Genomic DNA, 22,258 nt, shown 5'->3' on the forward strand with positions numbered 1-22,258 from the left:
TGGTGGCCTTTCAGCGGAGAAGTTGAGCGTCGGCGAGGCGTTGCAGGTCGTCCCGGGAGTCGATCTCGGCGGGCGGCAGGGCATCGGGGAGGTGGTCTTCGAGCAGGCGCAGGCGGGTGTCCAGCCAGCCGCGCACCGCCCAGGCGAGTTGCAGCAAACCGCTGAGGACAACGAGCATGGCGAGCCCGCGGCCGGGGCCGACCCCAATGAGCTGGCCGACCGTCCCGGCGAGCGGGCCGCCCGGTTCCAGCAGCGGGCGCACGTACCGTTGCGCGAGCGGGCCGACCAGCAGGTAGCCCAGCGGCATGGTCAGCATCATCACGGTGATGAAGATGGACAGGACCCGGCCCTGTAGTTCGAAACCGACCTTGGTCTGTACCACCGCGATCCAGTGCCCCTCGGCCAGCGATTCACCGAAGGTCAGCAGGAACATGCCTGCGATGACGAAGACCGGTGAACTACCCGAACCGACGACGGTCATGCCGAGGCTGCCGATGCCCATGAAGATGATCAGCCCGTTGGTCCGCCGGACGGTGCCGCCCCACAGACCCATCACGAGACTGCCCGCCAAACCACCGAGTCCGCCTGCGCCGAGGGCGATTCCGAGCACCGCGGGGGACTGCTCGAGCAACAGCATCGGGGTGATGACGGCGAAGCCGAGGGTGTAGAACGCGTGGTCGATGACGAAGAACCGCAGGGCGGCGCGCATGCCGGGGCGGCGAGTGATGTAGCGCCACCCGTTGACGATCTCGCTGCGGAACGTTTCTTCACGGCGATGGAACATCAAGTTCGGAAACCGGACCAGCAGCAGCGTGACGACGCCGACGGTGAATGTCAGCATGTCGAGCAGGATGACGCCCGCGATGCCGATCAACCCGATCAGCCCGGCCCCCAGCATCGGCGCGAACACCAGCCCGACACCGACACCGAGTTGGCTGATGCCGTTCGCGTGCCCGAGGTAGCGCTTGGGCACGAGTTGCGCGACGGCGGCGAGATATGCGGGGCGCTGGAAGGCGCCGGCGATCGAGGTGACCGTAACGGTCAGGTAGATCTGCCATAACTGTAGCCCGCCGGTAAACACCAGCACCGCAAGCACACTCATGGCCGCCGCGGCGGCGGCGTCACTGGCCAGCATCACCCTGCGGCGGTCCCAGCGATCGGCGACGGCGCCCGCGACCGGGCTGACCAGGATGCCGGGCAACAGGCCGACCGCGTTGACGACGGCGAAGTCGGTGATCGACCCGGTCTGCTGGAACACCCAGATACTGAGCACGAGGGCGCTGAGCCCGCTGCCGACCATGGAGACGAACTGCCCGAGGGCGACAAGCGCGAACCGGGACAGACTGGGTGGCGGCCCAGCCGGGGTAACCGGTTCTGGCACAGAGGTTTCGGGTCTCCGCTCGGCGAAACCGACCAGCGCCTCGGCCAGCGGCTCGGCGTGGCTCTTCACGAAAAAGTGCCCGGCCCTCGGCAGTACGGCCAGATCGAGCGGTCCGTCGCTGAAGTGCCGCCATTCGCGATGGCGTTCCACGTAGTGCTCGGTGACCCGATCCTTGGCACCGACGACCGCGAGCACGGGCGTCTGCAGCGGTGGCCGCGGGTCGGTGTAGGCGGCGGTGAAGTACTCCTCGGCGTCGCGGGCGTCGTGGCGTACGTTGCGCAGCACGAACGCCTGCTGCTGCGCGTCATCGATGTCGACGAAGCCGCCACGACCGCGCAGATAGGTCAAGTACTCACGGTCGGAGGTGAATCGGTCGGTCGGAACCAGCCGATAGAACCAGTCGAAGAACCGGCCGGGCAGCCGCGCGGTCGGAAACGCCGCGCCGAGTGCCACACCGGCCAGTTCGATGCCCGCCGCCTCGGCTTGCCGAGCCAACTCGATCGTTACCGCGACACCTAAACAGTGGCCGTACAAGAGAATCGGTCCGCTGATCGTGGGCAGCTCGGCCAGGATCAGCTCGGCGACCACTGCGGCAGGCCGCAATTCCTCGTCCGGACGTGCCCGGTCGTGTCCCGGCAGTTCCACCGCGTACAGCGCCCAGTTCGCGGGAAGTGCCTCGGCGAGCGGCTGATAGGCGACGGCACTCCCGCCGGAATAGGGCACGGCGACCACCGTGATCCCGTCGCGTCCGGCATCGTTGTCGGTGAGCCGGTGCAGCATTCGGCATTCGGTGCGCAGCCCCGGCTCGCGTTCGTCGAGGAACGCGGCGAGCCGCCGCACCGTGGGGTATCGGTAGAGCTCGACCAACGCCGGTGCCGGCTCGATCCGCCGGATCACCTTCAGCGCGGCGAACGAATCGCCGCCGAGGGCGAAGAAGGTGTCGTCGATGCCGAGGTCCGCGACGCCGAGCACCTCGCACCACACCGTCGCGATGTGTTGTTCGGTCGGCGTGCGCGGTGCCGGCCCCGCGCCGGGCCCGGCGTCGTCGGGTGGTGCGGGAAGCCGGCTGCGGTCGAGTTTCCCGTTCGGCGTCAGCGGGAGTGCGGCCAGCGTGAGCACTCGGGCAGGCACCATGTGCGTGGGCAATTCGGTGGCAAGCGCTTCGCGGATCGCGGCCTCGTCGGCGGCCGAGCCGTCCCGGGTGACGACGTAACCGATCAACCGGGCGAGCGCGGACGACGGCGTGTGCAAGGTGACCGCGCAGCCGACCACCTCGGGCACAGCACCCAGCGCAGCCTCGATCTCGCCTATCTCTATCCGGTAGCCGTTGACCTTGACCTGTCCGTCGAGCCGCCCGAGGAAATCGACCTGTCCGTCGAGCCGCCACCGGGCGGCGTCACCGGTGCGATACATCCGAGCGCCGGGTTCGGGTGCGAACGGATCGGGCACGAACCGATCGGCGGTGAGTGTCGGCCGATGGTGATAGCCGGGGGTGACACCGGCGCCGCCGAGATACAGCTCGCCCACGATCCCGGCGGGCACCGGTGCGCGATGCGCGTCGAGGACGTAGACGCGATTGTCGGGGAACGGCACGCCGATCGGCAGCGGTGCATTGCCGGGCAGATGATCGACCGATCCGGTGAACCAGACATTGTCGACGGTGACCTCGGTGACACCGTAGGCGTTGACCACCGCATTGTCCGGGCCGACGAGTCGACGTGCGAGCTCGTATTCGCGGACCCGCCATTCCTCGCCGCCGCCGATCAGCAACCGGACGAAGTCGAGCCGCTGTCCGAGCTGCTCGACATGGGCGAGCAGGGTGCGCAGCACCGCCGGAACGAGTTCGGTGCACTGCACGCCTTCGGCGCGCATCAGCGCGTACAGGTCGGCGGGGTCGAGCAGGGTCTCCCGCGGCACGATCACCAGTCGGCCGCCGGTGGTGAGCGCGCGCAGTGTCTCACCGACGAACATGTCGAACGAGAAGCTGGCGGCCTGCTGGTAGGTCCACTCCGGCCGCAGATCGTAGGCGTGGCGCCACATGCCGACCGCGTGCACCAGGTTGACGTGATTTACCACGACACCTTTGGGCTTGCCGGTGGAGCCGGAGGTGTAGATCAGGTAGGCGGGGTCTGTCGCACTGTTGCGCAACGGCAGATCGCTGCCGTCGTCCGGGGTGTCGCCGGTGAAGTACGCGGCGTCGATGACGAGTTGCGCGCCGCAGTCGGCGAGCATGTAGTCGAGCCGATCCCGCGGGTACGCCGGGTCCAGCGGCACATACGCCGCACCGGCTTTGAGCACCGCCCACACCGCGACGAAAAGATCGAAGCCGCGGTCGAGGCTGATCGCGACGAACTCGCGCGGGGCGACCCCCTCGGCGCACAGTCGGCGGGCGAGCCGGTTGGCCCGGTGGTTCAGCTCGGCGTAGCTGATGGTGTCGCCGCAGAAGGTCAGCGCCGGTGCGTCGGGAGTTGTTGCGGCACAACGCTCGAACAGCTCGTGGACGGCCGTGGCGGCGAGTCGGGGGCGGGCGCTGTCGTTCCATTCGTGCACGATCCGACGGCGTTCGGCGTCGGTGAGCAGCGGCAGGCGGCTCACCGGAGTGCGCGGCTCGGTGACGGCGGCGGCGAGCACGGTCAGCAGGTGACCGAGCAGGGCCTCCATCCGCGGGGCATCGAACAATTCGGTGGCGTAGTCGATGCTCAGCACCGGACCGTCGAGCGGGAAATCCAGGCCGATGGCGACGTCGACCATGGTGGCGGCGGGCGCGAGTTCACCGGCGTACCGGACGGTGTGATCGCCTGGCTCGGGGGTGTTGTGAACCGTCAGGGTTACCGGGCTGATCCGGTTCCTGTTCCCGGTACCCGGCCGGGCGATGGCGTCGATCAACTCCGGTAGGGCGAGGTCTCGATGGTCCAGATCGCGCAGGACCGCGTCGCGGACCCGGTCGAGCAGGTCGGCGAACGACGGTTCGCCGGAGACGTTTCCGCGTATCGGGAGAATGTTGAGCAGCGGACCGACCACTGCTTCCAGGCCGGGGGTGGTCCGGCAGGCGACCGGAGCGAGCACGGTGAGGTCGGTTCGGCACGTGTAGCGGGACAGCACGGTCTGCACACTTGCCAGCAGTGCCATGAACAGGCTTGCTCGCCGGCTCCGCGCGTAGGAATGCACGCGTGCGAGCAACGCCGGATCGACATCGACGTGGACGCGGGCCGCGGCGAACGATCGGGCCGCCGGGCGCGGACGGTCGGCGGGCAGCTCAAGATCGAGATCGGCGCCGTCGAAACGTTCGCGCCAGTAAGCGATCAACCGTGCATCGACTGCCGGGAGGGCAGCGAGGTCGGGTAGTGGTGCGGGCGTGGGCAAGCCGCCGCCTGCCCGATACAGCCGCGCGAGTTCGTTGCCGACGATGCCCGCCGACCAGCCGTCGAACGCCAAGTGGTGGACGACGAAAACCACCTCGTCCGCGGTGTCACCGCGGACCAGTGCCGCGTACGCGATCGGGCCGTGGTGCGGATCGATACCGGCGGTGGCGGATTCGAGCAGTGGAATCGTCGCGTCCGGATCGATGACCATGCTCGGCTCCGCACCGTCGTCGAGGAAACGAGATCTGAGCAGCGGATGACGACGGGCCAGCGCAGCGAGACTGTCCGCGAGAAGCGACGCGTCTACGTGGCCGTTCCACCGGTAGCGGATGCGCAAGGTATGCGCGGGCAGTCCGGCGCACACCTGTTCGGCCACCCAGAAATCGCGCTGGAGTGGACTCAGACGCAGCGGGACATTCTCCGGCACTGCATCGGTGCTTCGGTCGGCCTGGACGACGTGGTGGCGCATTCGAGCCGCGACCGCCGCGACAGTGGGCGCGGCATACAACTCGCTCAGCGTGAGGTCGACGCCGTAGCTGTGGCGCAGAGCCGCGCAGAGCCGCACGGCGGTGAGCGAGTCGCCGCCGAGTGCGAGAAAGTCGTTGTCCGGCCCCGTTATCGGAATTCCGAGCAGCGACTCCCATAGTGCGGCGATCTTCGCCTCGGCGGATGTGCCCGTCCACGCCAGAGCGCGTGCGCGTCCGTCTTCCCGGAGCGCGGCGTGATCGATCTTGCCTTGGGCAGTCAGCGGCAGGCGCACGTGCCGAACGAGTTCGGCGGGCACGAGGTACACGGGCAAGGTCTCCCGCAGTGCCGCGCGGATCCCCGGCAAATCGGTATCGGCTGCCGTCACGATATGGCCGAGCAGCACGGTCCGCTCGTCGCGCTGGACGACCGACACGACAGCATCATCCACGGCCGGGATGGCGCGCAGCGCGGCCTCGATATCGCCCGGCTCGACGCGGAATCCGCGAATCTTGACCTGATCATCGAGTCTGCCGAGGTATTCCAACTGATCGTCGTGCCATCGGACGCGATCGCCGGTCCGGTACTCCGTGCCGTCGGGCCCCGCCCGGAAACATTCGGCGCTGAGTTCGGGATGGTCGAGATAGCCGTCGGCGACCGTGCTGCCACCGATCACCAGTTCACCCACCGGAGCCGGGTTGCCGTCGGCGTCGACCACCCGGCAGGTCACCCCGGTCAGCGGCGTGCCGATCGGCACCGCGTCGCCCGCCCAGCGCGTGAGGTCCGCGACGGTCGCGACCACCGTGGTTTCCGTCGGCCCATAGGTATTGAGCAGCCGCACCGCATCGCCCACCACCGCCTGCCAGCGGCGCACCGCGTCGGGACGAGCCGCCTCCCCGCCGATGATGGCCAGCCGCAGCGTCGCGGGCAGCACGGCCTCGCCTCGATCGAGCGCGGCCACCAGCTCGTGCCAATAGGCCGTCGGCAGGTCGAGCACGGTCACGCCGCCCGCCGCGCAGCGGTCGAGGAACAGGTCAGGACGGCTGATCATGTCCGCATCGCGAAGCACCACCGCCGCACCGCAACTCAGCGGGAGAAAGAGCTCCTCGACGCTCGCATCGAAGCTCAGCGACGCGAATTGCAGCACCCGATCATCGGCACCGAGCCCATACCGTTCGATCGCGGCCGAACAGAATGCCGCCAGCGCCCGCCGGGAAACCACCACACCCTTCGGCCGCCCCGTCGTCCCCGACGTGAACATCACATACGCGGCGTCCGGCCGAGGTACCCCGCCCGGTAAGGCGACGACACCGTCCTCGGTGACCAGCGCCCGCGGCCGTGCCTGCTCGATCATCGCGTCCAGCCGCGCCGCCGGATACGCCGGATCGAGCGGCACATACGCCGCCCCCGAGCGCAGCACGGCGAGGATCGCGACGACCGCCGCCCGACCGCGCGGCAACCGGATCCCCACCAGATCGCCGACCCCAACTCCGTTCGCGCGCAAGCACTCCGCGAAGTCGTCGACCAGATCGGCGAGCTCGCCATAGGTCAGGCTGTCGGCACCGTCCACCAGCGCGACAGCACCCGGCCGACTTCGCACCTGGCCGGAAAAGGACCGCAACATCCCGTCCGTCACATCGCATCGGAATGCCCCACCGGCAGCACTCACCGGATCTCCTCGCCTCGGTCCAACTTCGCGGCAGATGCTATGGCGCAAACCACTATTCGGACGCGGCGACCGAAGTGCTCGATGATGTTCTGATGACGCAGGGAGGCAAAGAGATTCGGCGGATTCGGCCCGCGAGTGCCAGCGCGGGCGACGCTGCGTCCGTCGTCAACTGACCCACGACCTGCGGCAAAATATTCGCTCTCCGGAATCCCGAACAATCGTCGGGCGAGCCCCGACTGATCGATCCGCAGTGCAGTCACCGAACGGGGAAGCTGCGTCGATGATCCGCCGATGATGGGGTCGACTTCACGGCGCTTGTGAGAACTACGGCGAATCCGGGTGCTTCGTCGGCAAGTAATCCATCAGCGACACAGGGGTTTCGAGGTGGGTACGGTGGGTGGGGTGGGGCTCGGCGATGGGGCGCGCGGTGGGCGCGGTCGGATCGGGCATGGGACGCAGGGAGGGCAGGATGGGCGAGATCGAGGCTCAGGATCAGGTCGAGACGTTGGGGGCGGATTTCTTCGATGATCCGCACGTGTACTACCGGCGGTGGCGTGAGCGGGGGCCGGTGCTGCGGGTGCAGTTTCAGCGCGGCGTGACGCAGTGGCTGGTGATCGGGTATGCGGAGGCACGGGCTGTGCTCGCCGACCCGAGGATGCACAAGAACCTGGCCGAGGTCGTCGAGGTTTTCCGGCGCAAAGATCCTGGGGCGCTGATGGATTCGCCGGTGTTGCCGCTGGTGGCGCACATGCTGAACACCGATCCGCCGGACCATACCCGGCTGCGCAAGCTGGTCAACAAGGCGTTCACCGGCCGTCGGGTGGCGGCATTGCGGCCGCGGATCGAGGAGATCACCGCCGCGCTGCTCGATCGGATGGCCGAGCACGACGAGGTCGATCTGCTGGAGGCGTTCGCGGTGCCGCTGCCGGTCACCGTGATCTGCGAGCTGCTCGGGGTGCCGTTCAGTGATCGGGAGTCGTTCCAGTACTGGACGAAGGTGATGGTCGGGGCGGTCGGCGACCTGGAAGAGCGCAACCGCTGCTCGGGCGAGATGGCGCAGTATCTAGCCGCTCTGGTGCAGACGAAGCGCACCGACCCGGGAGACGACCTACTCTCGGGGCTGGTGCAGATCCGCGACGGCGGGGACCAGTTGACCGAGAACGAATTGATTTCGATGGCGTTCCTGCTGCTCATCGCGGGGCACGAAACCACGGTGAACCTCATCGGTAACGGCACGTATGCGTTGCTGCGCAACGAATCCCAATTTCGGGAACTGCGCGCGGACCCGTCCGGGGTGCCGGCCGCGGTGGAGGAGTTCCTCCGCTTCGACAGCCCGGTCGACTGGGCCACCGTGCGCTACACCTCCGAGCCCGTGCAGGTCGGCGACGTGGAAATCCCGGCAGGCGAACTCGTGTACGTCGCCCTCTCCGCCGCGAACCACGACCCGGCCCGATACCACGACCCCGACCGACTGGACGTCGCCGGCGACGCCGCGGGCCACCTCGCCTTCGGCCACGGCATCCACTTCTGCGTCGGCGCGCCCTTGGCCCGCGCCGAGGCCGAAATCGCCTTCACCGCACTGCTGCAACGATTCCCGGACCTGACCCTGGCCCCCGAGGCCACCACGCCCAGCTGGCAGCACAGCCTGCTCATCCGCGGCCTCACCGCGCTACCCGTCCGGTTGCGCACGGAGGCGACGGTTACGACGGGGGAGTGATGGCGAGGTAGACGCTGCTCCAGAGCTGTGCCGCATTGGATTCGGTAACATCGGCTTCGCTGGCGCCGAACGGGGCGACGCGGTAGTGGCCGTTGTCGAAGCGCCAGCTCCATAGTTCGGAGTTGGCCATCGACTCGGCGGCCTCGATCGCCTGCCACAGCGTGCGTTGGGCGCTGACCAGGCGGTCTCGGACGGGTTGAGGGAGGTCGGTGCGGTCGAGTTGGCGGTCGAGGCCGCTGGCGAGTGCGGCTTGAACCCAGGACCAGACCACGGTGCCGTGGTAGTCGTGGTTGGTGAAGCGGGATTGCAGGGCCGGGTCGGCGAAGACCGGATTGGCCACGACCAAGCCGGCTTCGGTGATCAAGCCGAGTGGGAACGGGCGGAACATGGCGCGCACCTGCTGGTCGAGGATCTCGGGTGGCGGTGCGCCGAACAGTAGGTCGAACGTGTCGTCGGAGTGCGTGATCGGTATCGGCGCGCCGGTGGCGTCCAAGGCGATGGCGGGGAAGACGATCGGGTTGTTGTCGAGCGAGGCCAGCGCGTCGTGTGCGGTGACACCGATCTTTCCGGCGTAGGAATCGACGGCGGCCCTGGCCTGTTCGGCGTCGCGGGTCACCGTGAACAGCCGCGGTGCTTCGGCCCGCCAGGTTTTCGCCGCCGCGGCGGCGAAGGACAGTTCGAGCCGATCGTCGGCGGTCAAGAAGGGGTCGAGTACCCCGTGCTCGAGCAGCCGGGCGGTCGCCTCGAGCGCGGCCGGGGCGAGGATGGCGTTGACGTCGTAGGGGTAGCGGCCGCCGCCGAGACCGATTCCGCTGTCGCGCCATTCGCCCGAATCGCGCCCGGGCTGCAGGGCGATCAGGTTGCCGTATCGAGGCTCGTCGGCGAAGGCCGCCGTGGTCGACGTGACGAGTCGCAGGTTGCGCACCAGCGCTTGACCGAGCGACATCGTCGAGTTGTCCAGTGGCGCACGCAGATAGTCGGTTGCATGGTCGGCGCCGGTCTGCTCGTCGAGCAGATGGGCGGCGGCGACCGGAGCGAGTAAATAGTTCTCGTCGACCATGTTGTAGTCGAATATCGGCGCACCACCGAGAGTTCCGTTCTTGCGCTTGTTCGTGAGCACCGCGTATTCCGACAGCGACTCCTCGTGCGCGACCTGCCCCTCCGGCCCGAGCCGAGCCAGTACGGAACGAATGCCCGCCTCGATCGCCTCCGGCGCCAGCACCGGCTTCAGCAGCATCATCGAGATCAGCGTGTCTCGGCCGAAATAGGTGTTGAAGCGCCACGAGCCGGCGAGGAACTTCTCCCGGTAGCTGAGGAAGGTGAGGGTGTTCTTCGCGCCGTCGAGCTTGCGCTCACGGCCGTTGAACAGTTCCGATCCGGACAGTGGCGTCAACGGCGTGTCGCCGGTCGTAGCGGTTACCCGCAGTGCGATCCGGCCGTCGGGGCCTGCGGTGATCGTCCCGTTCGGGGCCAGCGACCCGTCGAGCACCTCGAGGCCGAGCTGGTAGCCGGGCGCGCCGTCGAGACGGTCCCGCGCCCAGGTGACCGTATTCCCGGCGATGGTCGGCGCGACCACGAGCTCGGTGGGCACGATCGCGTACTGGTCGTAGTCGCGCAGGACGCGAACATTGGACAGAACGGCCTGCTTCGGTAGCAACGTGGGCGCGCTGATGGAGGCTTCGAACTCGATACCGTGCCGCGGGCGTCCCTGAGAATCGTTGGACGCCTTCGCCTTCGGCGGTGCGCCCAGCACCCAGTCCGCCGCGGCCGCGATGGGGCCGAACCAGACCCCGGTGCCGCTGTTGCCTGCCGGAAACGCCGCCACGATGCGTGGATTGCGGCCCGAGCGCAGCAGCAGATGCGCCGCGGTCTTGTCTTCGCGCAGGAAATAATTCTGGTTCAGGCCTTCGCGCACCTCGAAGCGGAACGCCGGGTCGCTGGGCGAGGATGCGCACCCGGTGGCGAGCAGGAGCAGCACCACCCACACCGCCGCGTACTCGAGCAACGACCCAGTCCGGCGCCCGGTCCGCAGTGTCTTGACGTGGTGCATGACAGAGCCCTTCCGTCCGTGCTCCGGGAGACCCGCTGTGGCGAACACGCCGAGCCCGCACAGCACTCGGCTGGGACTGTTTCAATGTATCGCCGATCAATGTTCCAGCTGGACGGAATCGACGTCTCCGGCCGTCCTGCCTTCGGTGACCGAGGCGCCCCGTGATGGAGTGACGGGTATGACGGATGAGAAGCAGACGCCGGGGGCGCTGTCGGGAATTGTGGTCGCGGATTTCGGCCGAATTCTCGCCGCGCCCTATCTGACCATGCTGTTGGCCGATCTGGGCGCGGAGGTCATCAAGGTGGAGCGGCCGGGCGCGGGAGACGACACGCGGGGGTGGGGGCCGCCGTTCGCGCAGGGGCAGGCCACCTATTTTCAGTCGGTGAACCGGAACAAGACGTCGGTCGCGCTCGATCTGCGCAGCGACGAGGGGCAGCGTTACGCGCGGGAGCTGGTGCGGCGGGCCGACATCGTGGTCGAGAACTTCCGTCCGGGCACGATGGCGAAGTTCGGCCTGTCCTACGCGGCCGTGCAGGAGTTGAATCCACGGGCCGTTTACTGTTCCCTGTCCGCGTTCGGTGGGGGCAAGGGTGCGGAACTGCCCGGGTACGACCTGCTGGTGCAGGCCGCGGGCGGGCTGATGAGCATCACGGGGGAAGGCGAGCCGACGAAGACCGGTGTGGCGCTGGTCGATGTGCTCGCGGGCCTGCATGCGACGGTGGGAGTGCTTGCGGCACTGCGGCATCGGGACGCTACCGGGGAAGGCCAGCTGGTCGAGGTGAATCTGCTGTCCAGCCTGTTGGCGGGCATGGTGAACCAGAGCACGGCGTATGCGCTGGCCGGTGTGGTGCCGGCCCCCATGGGCAACCGGCATCCGTCGATCGCGCCGTACGAGGTGTTTCCCACCGCCGACCGGCCGCTTGCCGTTGCGGTGGGCAGCGACGGACAATTCGGCACGTTGTGCCGGGCGATCGGCGCCGACCACCTGGCCGCCGACCCGCGCTTCACCGACAACACCGCACGCGTCGAGCATGTCGAGGTGCTGGCGGCGGCGCTCGGCGAGATCTTGGCGACTAGGTCCGCCGCGGACTGGGAAGCGCTGCTCACTCCGCTCGGTGTCCCGTGCGGGCCGGTCAACGATATGGCGGGGGCGTTCGCGCTCGCCGATCGGCTCGGGCTCGAACCGCGCATCCCCGCGGGTAACGCCGACCTGCCACCCTTGGTCGCCAATCCGATCACGTTGTCGCGCAATCCGGTTCGCTACACCGCCGCGCCCCCCGAGCTCGGATCGGGCACCGACCGCGTCCTGGCCTGGCTGGACGAGAACCGATCGCCGCAGCGATGATCAGTGCGCGCTGACCGCCACCGGAAGTCGAGCCGCCATGCGTCGCGCCAGCAGAATCACCACGTGCGCGCGCAGCATTCCGATCGTGCCCGCGCACTGGTCCGCTCGCGCCATGGCGGCATAGTCGTGCACGTTTTCCGGGTCGCTCAGCAGCTCGTCGAGTTCCATTCCGGCCCTGGCCTGTTCGCGGGTGAGCGCCCGATCGGGCAGCCAGCTGAGCCGCCAGGCCGCCCGTCCATGATCGGCGACGCGCGACGCACATTCCGGACTGATATCACTGGTGATAGACCACTCGGTGCAGTAGAGCGCCATGTCAAACTCCTTTGGGTCCGGGGCGTGAAAGCTCTCCCGAACGAAATTCGCAGCGATAATTCAGTGTTCGGCTTCGCGGCCGGTCCGGTCGGTATCACTGGTTGTAGATCTAGGTCCAAGGTAGAACGTGTCGGCGTGATAGACGACCCCTGCGTCACTTTCTAAAATCGAGTTCAGGTTGCATTAACTGGGAGATCACCGCCGATCACGGCCCGATCACGCGTTGATCATGGTGTATCACGCTCGATGTCGACGGACCCACGCTCGCCGACCAGTCATGCCCCCGCGTCGGTACCGCGCAAGGGTTCCCTTCCTGATCCGGGAAGGCTAGGGTCGACGCTGAGGTCGGGCCCCCGGACCGGCGGCGCGAGTTGGTCGAACCGCCCTTCGAACTGACCGAGCGCAGCGACCCGATGGTTGCCGGCATCTGCGTGAGTCACGGCGGATTGCCGTTGACCATCGAGCTCGCCGCCACCCAGCTCGGCACGCTCGGCCTCGCGTTACCGGTGTCATCGAGTAATGTCGGTGCTGACGGACTATTCCAATTAACCGGAATATCGCGGACAAAGCGGATTTCAAGGAAAGCCTGGAACCATTGTCGAGCGAGCGAAAATTGAACAGCCCGCTCCGGATCCGCGTCGCGAGAAGAATGCTGCGCGAGCATCATACGCCCGCTCACTCGTAAAAGCAGGATGTCGCAATCCCCTGTCATGCAAGGGATTGCGACTACTGCCCGTGCGCTGAGACAGGCGTCGTCAGCCGGGGAGTTTGCCGAGCAGCCAGCTGCCGACGCCTTCCGGGTTCTCGTCGAAGTAGTAGTCGTGGATCGCCTGGAGGAGATCGTCGGTGGTGACGAAGCCGTCACCGTCGGTGTCGAGCCTGCGGTGGTTTTCGCGGGCATCGTCGGCAGGCAGGTGCATGAGCGCCCCGGTCCAGCGGACGTACTCCTCGGCGTTCAGCTTGCCGTCGCCGTCCACGTCGGCGACCGTCATGATCGCCTCGAGGAACGGGCGGTAGCCCTGCTCGAATGATTCCTCGGTCACCAGCAGGCCTTCGGCGAAAGCCTCCTTGTACTCGGCGAGATCGACCGACCCGTCGATGTTCACATCGCCCGCCGAGGCCAGGCGCCCCCACAGTTGCAGGCTCAGTCGCAGCAACTCTTGTGCGGCAGGCGAATCCGGTTCGTGGCCGAACTCCGCGGCCAGCGCGCGCGCCGAGCTCTCGAAATCGCTGCGCTCGATCCGGCCGTCCCCGTCGAAATCGAACGTCTCGAACCGGCGTTCCAGCTTGCGTGCCAAGAACTCACTGATCTCCATGACCTGTCCCATCCATTCGCATCCGATCGTGACGTCATCGGCACGGTAGCCGGTCGGCCACCATCGGGATTCTCCGCCGGTCCCTGTCGCGCCACGCCACGAATCCCGATAAGTACCACAACACCGCCACTCCAGCAGGTTTCGCGGCAGCGGTCAGTCCGTCGGAAGGGCCACCGACGAGCGGTAATTCGGGCAGCGCTCCAGTTCGCCGTCGTGCGGGCAGGTGAGCAGCCAGTGCAGGTACCGCCGTGCGGTTTCGAGTTCGTGCATGCGGGCGTCGATGGCGGCCATGTGCGCGGTGACGGTGGCGCGCCAATCGCCGGTGGTGGCGCGGGCGGCGAGCAAGGTGGCGATCTCGTCGAGGCTGAGCAGGCCGGTGGTCTGCCATTGCTTGATCAAGGCGATGCGGTAGAGCTGGTCCTGGTCGTAGCACCGGCGGCCGCCGCGGCGGTGGGCGGTGAGCAGTCCGCGGCGCTCCCAGTAGTGCAGCGTGGACAGGGGAATGTCGAAGTGGTCTACGACGGTGGCGATGGGTGTCAGCTGCGGCATTCTGCTAGTTGACCTCAACCCGGGTTGAACAGGCAAGGTAAGCCTAACTTTGTTGACCAACTCGGAGGATGCGCCGTGTCGGACGATCCCTATTCCCTTACCGCGGCTGCTCGCGCGTTACGTGCGGGCGAGACGAGCAGCGCCGCGCTGATCCAGTCTGCGATCGCGCAGGCCGATCGGCACGACGACGAACTGGGTGTCTATCTTTCCCGGTTCGACGAGCAGGCCAGGCGGCAGGCCTGGCGTGCGGACGAAGAGCGGGCGCGTGGTGTCGATCGCGGCGTGCTGCACGGCATACCCGTCGCGGTGAAAGACACCATCGCGGTGGCCGATGGTGGCACGACCGCGCAGAGCGTGGTGCACGACCGCGAGTGGGCGGCGGGCCGGGATGCGCCGGTGGTCGCCAGGCTGCGGCAGGCCGGGGCGATCATCACCGGTAAGACGACGACGATGGAGTTCGGTTGTGGCGTACCGAATTCTACGGAGCCGTTTCCGCTGCCGCGTAATCCGTGGGACCCGAGCCGGTGGGCGGGTGGGTCCAGTTCCGGTACCGCCAGCGGGATCGCCGCGGGGATGTTCCTCGGCGGGCTCGGCTCGGACACGGCGGGCAGTATTCGGATGCCCGCCGCCTTCTGTGGGGTCACCGGGCTGATGCCGAGCTTCGGTCGGGTGCCGAAATCTGGTTGTGTGCCACTGGGTTACAGCTTGGATCGGGTCGGGCCGCTGGCGCGGACCGCGGCGGACTGCGCGGCCTTGCTGGCGGTCGTCGCCGGTTCGCATCCCAGCGATCCTGACTCTGCGGGCGTGCCCGATCTGTCGATCGATGAATTCCGGTCCTTGCCTGGTGATTTGACTGGATTGCGCGTCGGGGTGGTGCGCCGGGATCATTTCCCGGCGGATGCCGATCCCGAGCTGGCCGGTGTATTCGACCGCGCCGTCGACGTTCTCGTGGCGTGCGGTGCCGAGGTGACGGAGGTGATCCTGCCGTATTGGACGGAGGTCATCGTGGCGACGGTGGTGAGTGCTACCTGCGAAGGGCTCGCGTATCACCGCGCGGTGTTGTCCCAGCGATGGGACGACTACTTTGTGGCCTCTCGGGGTCTGCTGGCGAAAGGGGCGCTGGTGTCGGGGGCCGATTACGTTCAGGCGCAACGGGTCCGGCGGGTGGCCCAGTCGGCGATCGGTGAACTGTTCGACCGGGTCGATGTGGTGGTAGGTCCGACGGCGGCCGTCGGTGCGCCGCTGTTCGACGAATTGGTCGACGCGGCGGGCTTCCAGGATGACGCTCGGTTGTTCGGGAAATTGCATACCCCGTACTGGAACGGGGTGGGCAATCCGGTGCTGGCGGTGCCGATGGGCTTCGGCGCGGGGCACCTGCCGTTGTCGTTGCAGATCGCCGGTCCCGCGTTCGGTGAGGCGAAGATTCTGCGCGTCGGGGATGCGTTCCAGCAGCGGACCGCATGGCATCGGCAACTGCCGCCGACCTATCGGACGGTGGCGGCATGAGTGCGCCGTTGGACACCGTTCGGATGCTGCTCGGTGCGGCCGGACTACCGGCCAGTGCCGCCGAGATGGCCGGTCTCGCAGCAACTTACCCGGAGTATCGCGCTGCCATCGATGCGCTGTATGCCGTGCCTGCTGCGCGATACGCCGACCCCGCGTTGCGGTTTCACGCTCAGGCACGGACGGCGGAGTGGGACCGGTGAGCGCGAACGCGACGGCGGCACGTCAGTCGGGTGCTCGCCGGCGATGGGAGCCGCAACGGTGGGTCCTGGCGTTGGCCTGTATCGGATCGTTTTCGGTCATCATGGACGCCACGATCGTGTCGGTCACCCTGCCCGATCTGCGCGCCGACCTGGGATTCTCACCCGCCGCCCTGCCGTGGGCGGTGAACGCCTACACCCTGGCCTTCGCGGGATGCCTGCTGTTCGGTGGACGCTGCGCGGATGTGTTCGGGCGGCGGCGAATCATGCTCGTCGGGATGGGGATCTTCACGGTGGCGCGGGTAGCTGTCGGGCTCGCCGGGTCTCCTGCCTTCCTGTTGGCCGCGCGAGCGGTGCAGGGGGTGGGCGGCGCGCTGTTGATGCCGGTGACCTTGTCCATGCTGACCACCACATTCGTGGAACCGGCGGCCCGCGCACGCGCACTGGCGCTGTGGAGCGCGGTGGGTGCCGCGGGCGCGGCGAGTGGACCGGTGATCGGTGGGCTGCTCACTCAACTGGCAGGGTGGCGCTGGGTGTTCTTCGTCCTGGCTCCGCTGGGTGTGGTCGGGATGGTCGGCGCGATTCTCGTTCTGCCCCGGCAACGTTCGGGAGGTACCCGACCGCGATTGGACGTGATCGGCGCGCTGCTGGTCACCGCGGGCATCACCGGCGTGGTGCTGGCCATCATGCGCACGGCGGCGGCCGGCTGGACCGACCGCACGGTCCTCGGCTCGCTACTGGCTGGATTCGCCCTGCTCTGCCTTTTCGCCGTCCACCAAACGTACTGGGCCTCCGACCCGATCCTGCCACCCGCCATCTTCGGGCTCCGCGCCGTCCGTAGCGCGAACATCGTAATGTTCCTGCTCGGCGCGGGCTTTCTCGCCAGCCCGGTCCTGCTGTCCCTGTATCTCCAAGACGTGCAAGGCTATTCGCCGCTGCTGGCCGGTGTCGGTTACCTACCTGTTGGCGCGGCAATGGTCGCCGGGTCACGCTCGGCAGGCTGGCTCAGCGTCCGCCTCGGACCACGCGCCGCCACCGCCCTCTGCTGTGCGATCGGCGCCGCAGGCCTGGCCGCCACCGCCTCCTGCATCGCACTCGACGCCTCCTACTCGTGGGCAGTCCTGCTGTCCGGCACCATCCTCGGCTTCGGCACCGCCGCCGCCTTCACCCCCCTCACCATCGCCGCCACCGACAACGTGCCCCCGGACCGCAGTGGACTCGCCGCAGGCGTCCTCAACACCGTGCGCCAAACCAGCGGCGCAGTAGGACTGGCAGCCTTGAGCGCCATCGCCCTAGCCCTCGGCTACGCAGCAAGTTTCGCCGCCAGCGCCGCCTGCCTCGCTGCCGCCTCCCTGCTAGCAATCCTCACCATGCCCCGCAGCCGCGGCCTCTGACCGAACCGCATTGGTCGGCTGATCAGGAGGAACTGGTGCTGGCGTCGGCCGGGAGGCCAATTACACCATTTCCTCGTGATCGCCTGTCCAGCAAAGTATTCGACCGCCACCAGTCAGGGTTACGGATGAACCGGGGCGGTGGTGGTGGGGAGGTCGACTCGGCTGCCGATGTTTCCGCGGAGGGGGAGGAAGGTTCCTTGGCGGAGGGATTGTTCGATGTCTTCCAGGGAGTGGCCCTTGGTTTCGGGGACGAAGAAGAAGACGAAGACCAAGGACAGGAGGTTGAAGAGGGCGTACATGATGAAGGCGGGGCCGAGACCGAGGGTGTCGATGGTGGTCAGGGCGGTGAGGGTGAGGAAGAGGTTGGAGCCCCAGAGGGCTACGGCGTGCAGGCTGGTGGCGCGGTCGCGGATGCTGAGGGGGTAGAGCTCGGAGCCGAGTAGCCAGCCGACGGCTTGCAGGCCCGCGGCGTTGCAGGCCATGTAGGCGAGCATGAGGGCCAGGGTGAGGTAGCGGTTGGGGTGGGCGGTGAGGACGAAGAGGAGTCCGAAGCCGAAGAGGAACAGGGTGGCGCCGGGGATGAGGGTGAGCATGAGTTGGCGGCGGCCGACGACGTCGACCAGGCGCTCGCCGACGGCGGTGAAGATGAGGTAGACCGCCGCGATGCCGAGGCCGGACCAGACGACGAGTCCGGTGCTGAAACCCGCTGCGCTGCCGAGGATGGTGTGCGAGTAGTAGATCATCATCTCCAGCCCGGAGAGCTGGGTGAAGGCGGCGATGCCGAGCCCGGCGACGAGGGCGGGGCGGGCCCACCGCTGGGTCAGATTTGCCCAACCGCCGCGGGACGCCTTGTTCTCCTGCTGGGAGATCGCCCAGATCTTCAGGGTTTCGTCGACGGCGGCCGACCGGTTCGGGCGCATCCACCGCAGCACGACCCTGGCCTTGCCGACGGTGCCGTTCTCGATGAGCCAGCGCGGTGTCTCCGGTAGTTGCAGCATCGCGACGGCAAGGACGAGCGCCGGAATCACCGCGATACCGATCATCCAGCGCCAGTCGTCGCTGGCCTCGAAGGTGTCGCCCGCCACGACGCTGACCAGGTTGGCGAGGAAGATGCCGACGCCGATGGCGAGATTGAAGAAAGTGACCATCGCGCCGCGGCGATGCGGCGGGGCGAGTTCGGCGATGTAGGTGGGCACGATCTGCGAGCAGGCACCGACCGCGAGGCCGAGGAAGAACCGGCAGACCGTCATCATCCACGCGTCCACCGCCAGCGCACAGGCCACGACCCCCACCGCGAACACGCAGGCGATGATGAAGATGGTTTTCCGTCGCCCCAGCGACTTCGACAGGGACCCGCCGATTAGGGCGCCGACGACGGCACCGGCGAGAATGGCGGCGGTGAGGATCTCCTGCTGGGTGTGGTCGATACCCCATTGCGCGGACATTTTGGGCAGCGCGCCGGAGATGATTCCGGTGTCGTAGCCGTAGAGCATGCCGCCGAGGGCGGCGAACAGCGCCACGATCACGACGTTGCGATTGGCGTTCTGCTTTTCATCCCGCGTCGCTTTCTCCGGCGCGGAAATAACCATCTCGTAGCCATCGAGGTTGCGGCGGCGCAGGCGAGGAATGAAATTCCTGCGTCTGCTTATTGTCGAACGCTCACCTGGCATACGCCCCAGTCGACCGTGCGCGCCTCACCAGCGCAAACTTACCGGTCTTATTTGTGAACAGAATTACTTTCATGTTTGGCGTATTGCGTGGTTTCGGAGTATTGCGGCAGTTCTCGCACTTCGGCGAGAACTGCCGCAACGAAACTACGTGGCCGCCTCGACGGGCACCGGCCGGTCGGCCGCCACCTTCTCGGTCCGTCCTGCGGTGAGGACTACCACGAGGACTGCGGCGATCAGGCTGGTTGTCGCGATGATCGAGGCGACTCGTCCGGTGGCAGCACCGGTCGAGAGATCGATCCGCCCGAAGACGACGGTCGCCACCGCGGCGCCGATCGCCCCGCCGAGATTGTGGAACGTCCACGAGGCACCCACCGCGAAGCCGGATCGGCTCGGCGGCACCGTCGAAATGGCCAGCACGGTCGCGGGTCCCAGCACCAGTGCCCACCCCGCGCCGAACAGCACCAGCGCGACGAAGAGCACGGCCAGCAGCTCACCGAAGGCGGACCAGGCGATGCCCGCTCCCGCGAGGGTCAACAGCCCGAACCCCCACGGCAGCAACGAATGTGCGCCGAACCGATCCACGAACCGCCCCGCGACCGGCGATGCGAGCGCGAGCGTGCCGCTGACGAGCAACAGCACGAATCCCGCTTGGCGCACGTCGAAGTCGCGTCCCTGCGTGAGATACGTCGGAATCGCCAGCAGCGCAGCGGCATAGAACAGGCCGAGCGAGAAGTCCGAGACGATGGCGGCCACGAATCTCCGATTGCCGAACAGTGCCGGATCGATCAATGGATTCGCCGCCCGCCGCTCCGCGACGATCCCCACCGCGACCGAGACAACGAGGACGACCGCGGCGATGAGGACCCAGGGTGAAAGCCATCCCCGCAGGTCGCCGAGTACGAAGATGCCGACGGCCGACACTACGGCGAACGCGACGACGATCTGTCCGGCCCAGTCCGTGCCGCCGGTCGGGTCCGGCGGCACGTGGGGGACCGCGAACGCGATCGCGACCAAGGCCGCGAGGCCGAGGGGAATGTTGATCCAGAAGATCGACTGCCAGCCCAGATCGGGCACCAGCAGACCGCCGAGCACCGGGCCGATGGCCAACCCCAGACCGTTCACCGAGTACAGCCAGCCGATAGCTTTGCCTCGATCACCCGGTGGGAACAGCGATTCCACCAGCGTCGAGGTGCTCGTGTAGAGCACGGCACAGGCCGCACCCTGCACGAAGCGCGCGACGAGCAGGATCCCGATCGACGAGGCGGCGGCCGCCCCCGCCGACGCGACCACGAACAGGGTGAGCCCGAACAGCAACACCTTTCGGCGTCCGAGATGATCGGCAACCCGCCCCGCCGTGACCATGAACATCGACAGCGCCATCAGGAAAACACCGAGGGTCAGTTCGGTGTTCGACGTACCGGCCTGCAGATCGGCCCCGATGGCGGGCAGCGCGGTGGTGACGATGGTGAGGTCGATGCACCCGAGGAACGACGCCACCGCCAGCCCGCCGAACCCGATGACGCGCCGCTCGGCCGGGATCTCGAGGCTCACAGCTGCGCCTCCGCCGCGGAGTTCAGCGCCGACTTGCGCTTCTTGAATCGCAAAGGGAGCCAGGCGACGCGGTCCGGGTACTCGGGTTCGACGAACAGTTCCCGTGTGCGGCCCATCGCGGCGGAGATGCGCTGCGGGTAGATGACGAAGTCGAATCCCTCGTGCGCCCACAGCGGCATGATGATCGGGCATTCCTCCAAAAGGTATGCGCGGCAGGATATCCGGACCGCGTCCTGGTCGACGTCGGGTTCGCGCGCCAGCCGCCGTTCGATGAATCGTTCGATGGTGCTGTCGATGGCGTGCCGATAGGGTTCGTCGGTCTCGTAGGCGTGCTCGATGGCGTCGTAGAGGTCGCCGTAGCGGGGATGGGACAGCGCGAAGTCCCACCGCAGAATGTTTGTCGGGCAGTCGATCTGGTCCAGATAGCCCTGGTTGCGTGCGATCCATTGGTCACCGGCGATGCGCGCACGAGCATGCCGGTCGATATCGGTGCCGCCGCTGAGGTTGTGCCGTTGCAGGGTGTCCGCGACGGCGATCGCGCAGCGCCCGAAGTTCGAGCGATTGATCAAATCGATGGTCGCGGCGAGCTTTTCACCCTCGTGGTAGTCCGCGCCGACGCTGACCAGCAGGACGGTGGAGCGGCCGTCGGTGGTGATGCCGTCCGAGCGTAGGTCGTAGGCGGCCTTGTGCGACGCCGAGAGCAGCGTAGTCGTGGTCATCAGCTCCACACCTTCAGCGACTCGGCCGGATCGGTGACCCCGATGAACAGTCCGATGGTGATGCGGGGGCGGTCCTGGGACGGCGCGACCGCGTGCACGCGGCGCGGATCGATGAAGATCGCATCGCCGACGCGCGGCGTGATGACGAGCGCCGGATCGCCTACCGCGGCACGGTCGATGCCGTAGACGCGGTCGCCGGATCGGTCTCGATATTCGCTCTCGTCGGGATAGTCGTCCCAGATCTGCAATTCGCCGCCCCGATCCGGCACATCCAGATAGACATTCACCGACAGTTGCCGCGTGATCCGAATATCGAAGTCCGGCGGCAGGTTGCGGCCGACATTGTCAGTGTGCGGCTCCAAATCCACACCCACCAGTTGGTAGCGCGCGACGCCGGCGAAGAAAGCCTGCCCGTCGCGCCGCAACAAACTCGCCCCGGCGGGCCAGCTCTCGTCGAGCAGTAACCGCAGGTCGTCGGCGGGGTACGAATACGGCGAGGCGATGTCGCGCAGCCGATCGATATTGTCGCGTGCCTCCTCGAAATACCGCCCGCGCCCGGCGTCGGTGCTCGTCTCCGAGAACGCGTGCCCGATCCGCCGGAACTGCGGGTCGGTGGCCAACGGGCCGTGGTCCTGCCTGCCGACGAAGGCCTTGCGCAGGTGGTCGAGCGCGTCCGGCCGGACGAATCCGGCCAGTCGCACCGCGTGCACGTCGCCGTTCAACAGCGCGGTCAACGATTCATGGTCGAATCTTTGCCTGGTGGTGTCCAGCACGCGGTCTCCGAGAGTTGGCGTGGCCGTGGTCATGTCGTTCCCCTCTGGTTGTCGCTCGATGGACCGGGCACAGGCCCAGGCACGAGAAGGGGAGTGCGTTTCGGACATGAGTCGACCCCCGTCTCTCGAGAGGGCTCCAGCACACCGATGGAGCCCGCGCTTGCCCGGGCCGCATTACGCGGCTCGGCCTGGTCTTGACCCGGGGCACCCCGCCGCGGTTGGAGGGTTGCCGGCCAGCTAGCCGGGGACTTGACGCTGGCACTCTTGACCTGAGGTAAGCGT

Annotated in this window: 15 protein-coding genes and 1 riboswitch; of the genes, 5 read left to right on the plus strand and 10 right to left on the minus strand. The window is 67.5% G+C overall.

The genetic code is table 11. The features are described from left to right. Positions 1–10: 10 nt before the first annotated feature. A complete protein-coding gene (locus ACIHA7_RS09760) occupies positions 11–6,877 on the minus strand; it encodes an amino acid adenylation domain-containing protein (RefSeq protein WP_397287562.1) in 6,867 nt (2,288 codons plus the stop codon). A 469-nt stretch (positions 6,878–7,346) separates the two neighbouring features. On the opposite strand from ACIHA7_RS09760, the gene ACIHA7_RS09765 reads away from it, so the two are divergent. Next, positions 7,347–8,594: a cytochrome P450 gene (locus ACIHA7_RS09765; RefSeq protein WP_397287564.1), complete on the plus strand. Its 1,248-nt coding sequence runs from the start codon at positions 7,347–7,349 to the stop codon at positions 8,592–8,594. Here the strand turns inward: ACIHA7_RS09765 and ACIHA7_RS09770 are convergent. Next, positions 8,578–10,644, minus strand: a complete 2,067-nt coding sequence (locus ACIHA7_RS09770; RefSeq protein WP_397287566.1) for a hypothetical protein — start codon at positions 10,642–10,644, stop codon at positions 8,578–8,580. The two genes, ACIHA7_RS09765 and ACIHA7_RS09770, sit on opposite strands and share 17 nt — an antisense overlap. 178 nt (positions 10,645–10,822) lie before the next feature. Here ACIHA7_RS09770 and ACIHA7_RS09775 point away from each other — a divergent pair, with 178 nt between their 5' ends. Beyond that, complete coding sequence (locus tag ACIHA7_RS09775; protein WP_397287568.1) at positions 10,823–11,989, plus strand: CaiB/BaiF CoA transferase family protein; 1,167 nt, start codon at positions 10,823–10,825, stop codon at positions 11,987–11,989. Here ACIHA7_RS09775 and ACIHA7_RS09780 read toward each other — a convergent pair whose 3' ends face one another. From ACIHA7_RS09780 to ACIHA7_RS09795, 4 genes are all read right to left on the minus strand, one after another. Then, positions 11,990–12,301, minus strand: coding sequence for a hypothetical protein (locus ACIHA7_RS09780; RefSeq protein ID WP_397287570.1), 312 nt, complete (start codon positions 12,299–12,301; stop codon positions 11,990–11,992). 436 nt (positions 12,302–12,737) lie between these two features. Next, entirely contained in the window at positions 12,738–12,968 is a 231-nt protein-coding gene (locus ACIHA7_RS09785; RefSeq protein ID WP_397287572.1) for a hypothetical protein, read from the minus strand. A gap of 88 nt (positions 12,969–13,056) precedes the next feature. Next, positions 13,057–13,617 (minus strand): EF-hand domain-containing protein, encoded by a 561-nt coding sequence (locus ACIHA7_RS09790; RefSeq protein ID WP_397287574.1) that lies wholly within the window; start codon positions 13,615–13,617, stop codon positions 13,057–13,059. A 153-nt stretch (positions 13,618–13,770) separates the two neighbouring features. Continuing rightward, positions 13,771–14,166 (minus strand): MerR family transcriptional regulator, encoded by a 396-nt coding sequence (locus tag ACIHA7_RS09795; protein ID WP_397287576.1) that lies wholly within the window; start codon positions 14,164–14,166, stop codon positions 13,771–13,773. Between the two features lie 75 nt (positions 14,167–14,241). Between ACIHA7_RS09795 and ACIHA7_RS09800 the strand changes: the two genes are divergently transcribed. The 3 genes from ACIHA7_RS09800 to ACIHA7_RS09810 all read left to right on the plus strand — a co-directional run bounded on the left by ACIHA7_RS09800 (position 14,242) and on the right by ACIHA7_RS09810 (position 17,263). Next, positions 14,242–15,672 (plus strand): amidase, encoded by a 1,431-nt coding sequence (locus ACIHA7_RS09800; protein WP_397287578.1) that lies wholly within the window; start codon positions 14,242–14,244, stop codon positions 15,670–15,672. Beyond that, complete coding sequence (locus ACIHA7_RS09805) at positions 15,669–15,872, plus strand: hypothetical protein (RefSeq protein ID WP_397287580.1); 204 nt, start codon at positions 15,669–15,671, stop codon at positions 15,870–15,872. The genes ACIHA7_RS09800 and ACIHA7_RS09805 overlap by 4 nt, the downstream gene beginning before the upstream one ends. Positions 15,873–15,937: 65 nt before the next feature. After that, a complete protein-coding gene (locus tag ACIHA7_RS09810; RefSeq protein WP_397288705.1) occupies positions 15,938–17,263 on the plus strand; it encodes a DHA2 family efflux MFS transporter permease subunit in 1,326 nt (441 codons plus the stop codon). 119 nt (positions 17,264–17,382) lie between these two features. Here ACIHA7_RS09810 and ACIHA7_RS09815 read toward each other — a convergent pair whose 3' ends face one another. From ACIHA7_RS09815 to ACIHA7_RS09830, 4 genes are all read right to left on the minus strand, one after another. Then, positions 17,383–18,852 carry a sugar porter family MFS transporter gene (locus ACIHA7_RS09815; protein WP_397287582.1) on the minus strand — a complete coding sequence of 490 codons (1,470 nt, stop codon included), beginning with the start codon at positions 18,850–18,852 and terminating at the stop codon, positions 17,383–17,385. Between the two features lie 225 nt (positions 18,853–19,077). Beyond that, positions 19,078–20,484, minus strand: a complete 1,407-nt coding sequence (locus ACIHA7_RS09820; RefSeq protein ID WP_397287584.1) for an MFS transporter — start codon at positions 20,482–20,484, stop codon at positions 19,078–19,080. Next, positions 20,481–21,203, minus strand: a complete 723-nt coding sequence (locus tag ACIHA7_RS09825; RefSeq protein ID WP_397287586.1) for a tRNA-dependent cyclodipeptide synthase — start codon at positions 21,201–21,203, stop codon at positions 20,481–20,483. Before ACIHA7_RS09825 ends, ACIHA7_RS09820 begins: the two co-directional genes overlap by 4 nt. Then, positions 21,203–22,009, minus strand: a complete 807-nt coding sequence (locus ACIHA7_RS09830) for a 2OG-Fe(II) oxygenase (protein WP_397287588.1) — start codon at positions 22,007–22,009, stop codon at positions 21,203–21,205. The genes ACIHA7_RS09825 and ACIHA7_RS09830 overlap by 1 nt, the downstream gene beginning before the upstream one ends. A 118-nt stretch (positions 22,010–22,127) precedes the next feature. Beyond that, positions 22,128–22,246, minus strand: a riboswitch (SAM riboswitch). Positions 22,247–22,258: the final 12 nt, after the last annotated feature.

This window comes from Nocardia sp. NPDC052316 (assembly GCF_044547795.1).
Taxonomy (GTDB): Bacteria; Actinomycetota; Actinomycetes; order Mycobacteriales; family Mycobacteriaceae; genus Nocardia.

Bases quoted from the DNA above. Each gene is read 5' to 3' on its own strand.
- ACIHA7_RS09815 (WP_397287582.1), bottom strand. From the start codon at position 18,852: ATGGTTATTTCCGCGCCGGAGAAAGCGACGCGGGATGAAAAGCAGAAC.
- ACIHA7_RS09795 (WP_397287576.1), bottom strand. From the start codon at position 14,166: ATGCCGCAGCTGACACCCATCGCCACCGTCGTAGACCACTTCGACATT.
- ACIHA7_RS09780 (WP_397287570.1), bottom strand. From the start codon at position 12,301: ATGGCGCTCTACTGCACCGAGTGGTCTATCACCAGTGATATCAGTCCG.
- ACIHA7_RS09825 (WP_397287586.1), bottom strand. From the start codon at position 21,203: ATGACCACGACTACGCTGCTCTCGGCGTCGCACAAGGCCGCCTACGAC.
- ACIHA7_RS09805 (WP_397287580.1), top strand. From the start codon at position 15,669: ATGAGTGCGCCGTTGGACACCGTTCGGATGCTGCTCGGTGCGGCCGGA.
- ACIHA7_RS09790 (WP_397287574.1), bottom strand. From the start codon at position 13,617: ATGGAGATCAGTGAGTTCTTGGCACGCAAGCTGGAACGCCGGTTCGAG.
- ACIHA7_RS09765 (WP_397287564.1), top strand. From the start codon at position 7,347: ATGGGCGAGATCGAGGCTCAGGATCAGGTCGAGACGTTGGGGGCGGAT.
- ACIHA7_RS09770 (WP_397287566.1), bottom strand. From the start codon at position 10,644: ATGCACCACGTCAAGACACTGCGGACCGGGCGCCGGACTGGGTCGTTG.
- ACIHA7_RS09830 (WP_397287588.1), bottom strand. From the start codon at position 22,009: ATGACCACGGCCACGCCAACTCTCGGAGACCGCGTGCTGGACACCACC.
- ACIHA7_RS09775 (WP_397287568.1), top strand. From the start codon at position 10,823: ATGACGGATGAGAAGCAGACGCCGGGGGCGCTGTCGGGAATTGTGGTC.
- ACIHA7_RS09785 (WP_397287572.1), bottom strand. From the start codon at position 12,968: ATGATGCTCGCGCAGCATTCTTCTCGCGACGCGGATCCGGAGCGGGCT.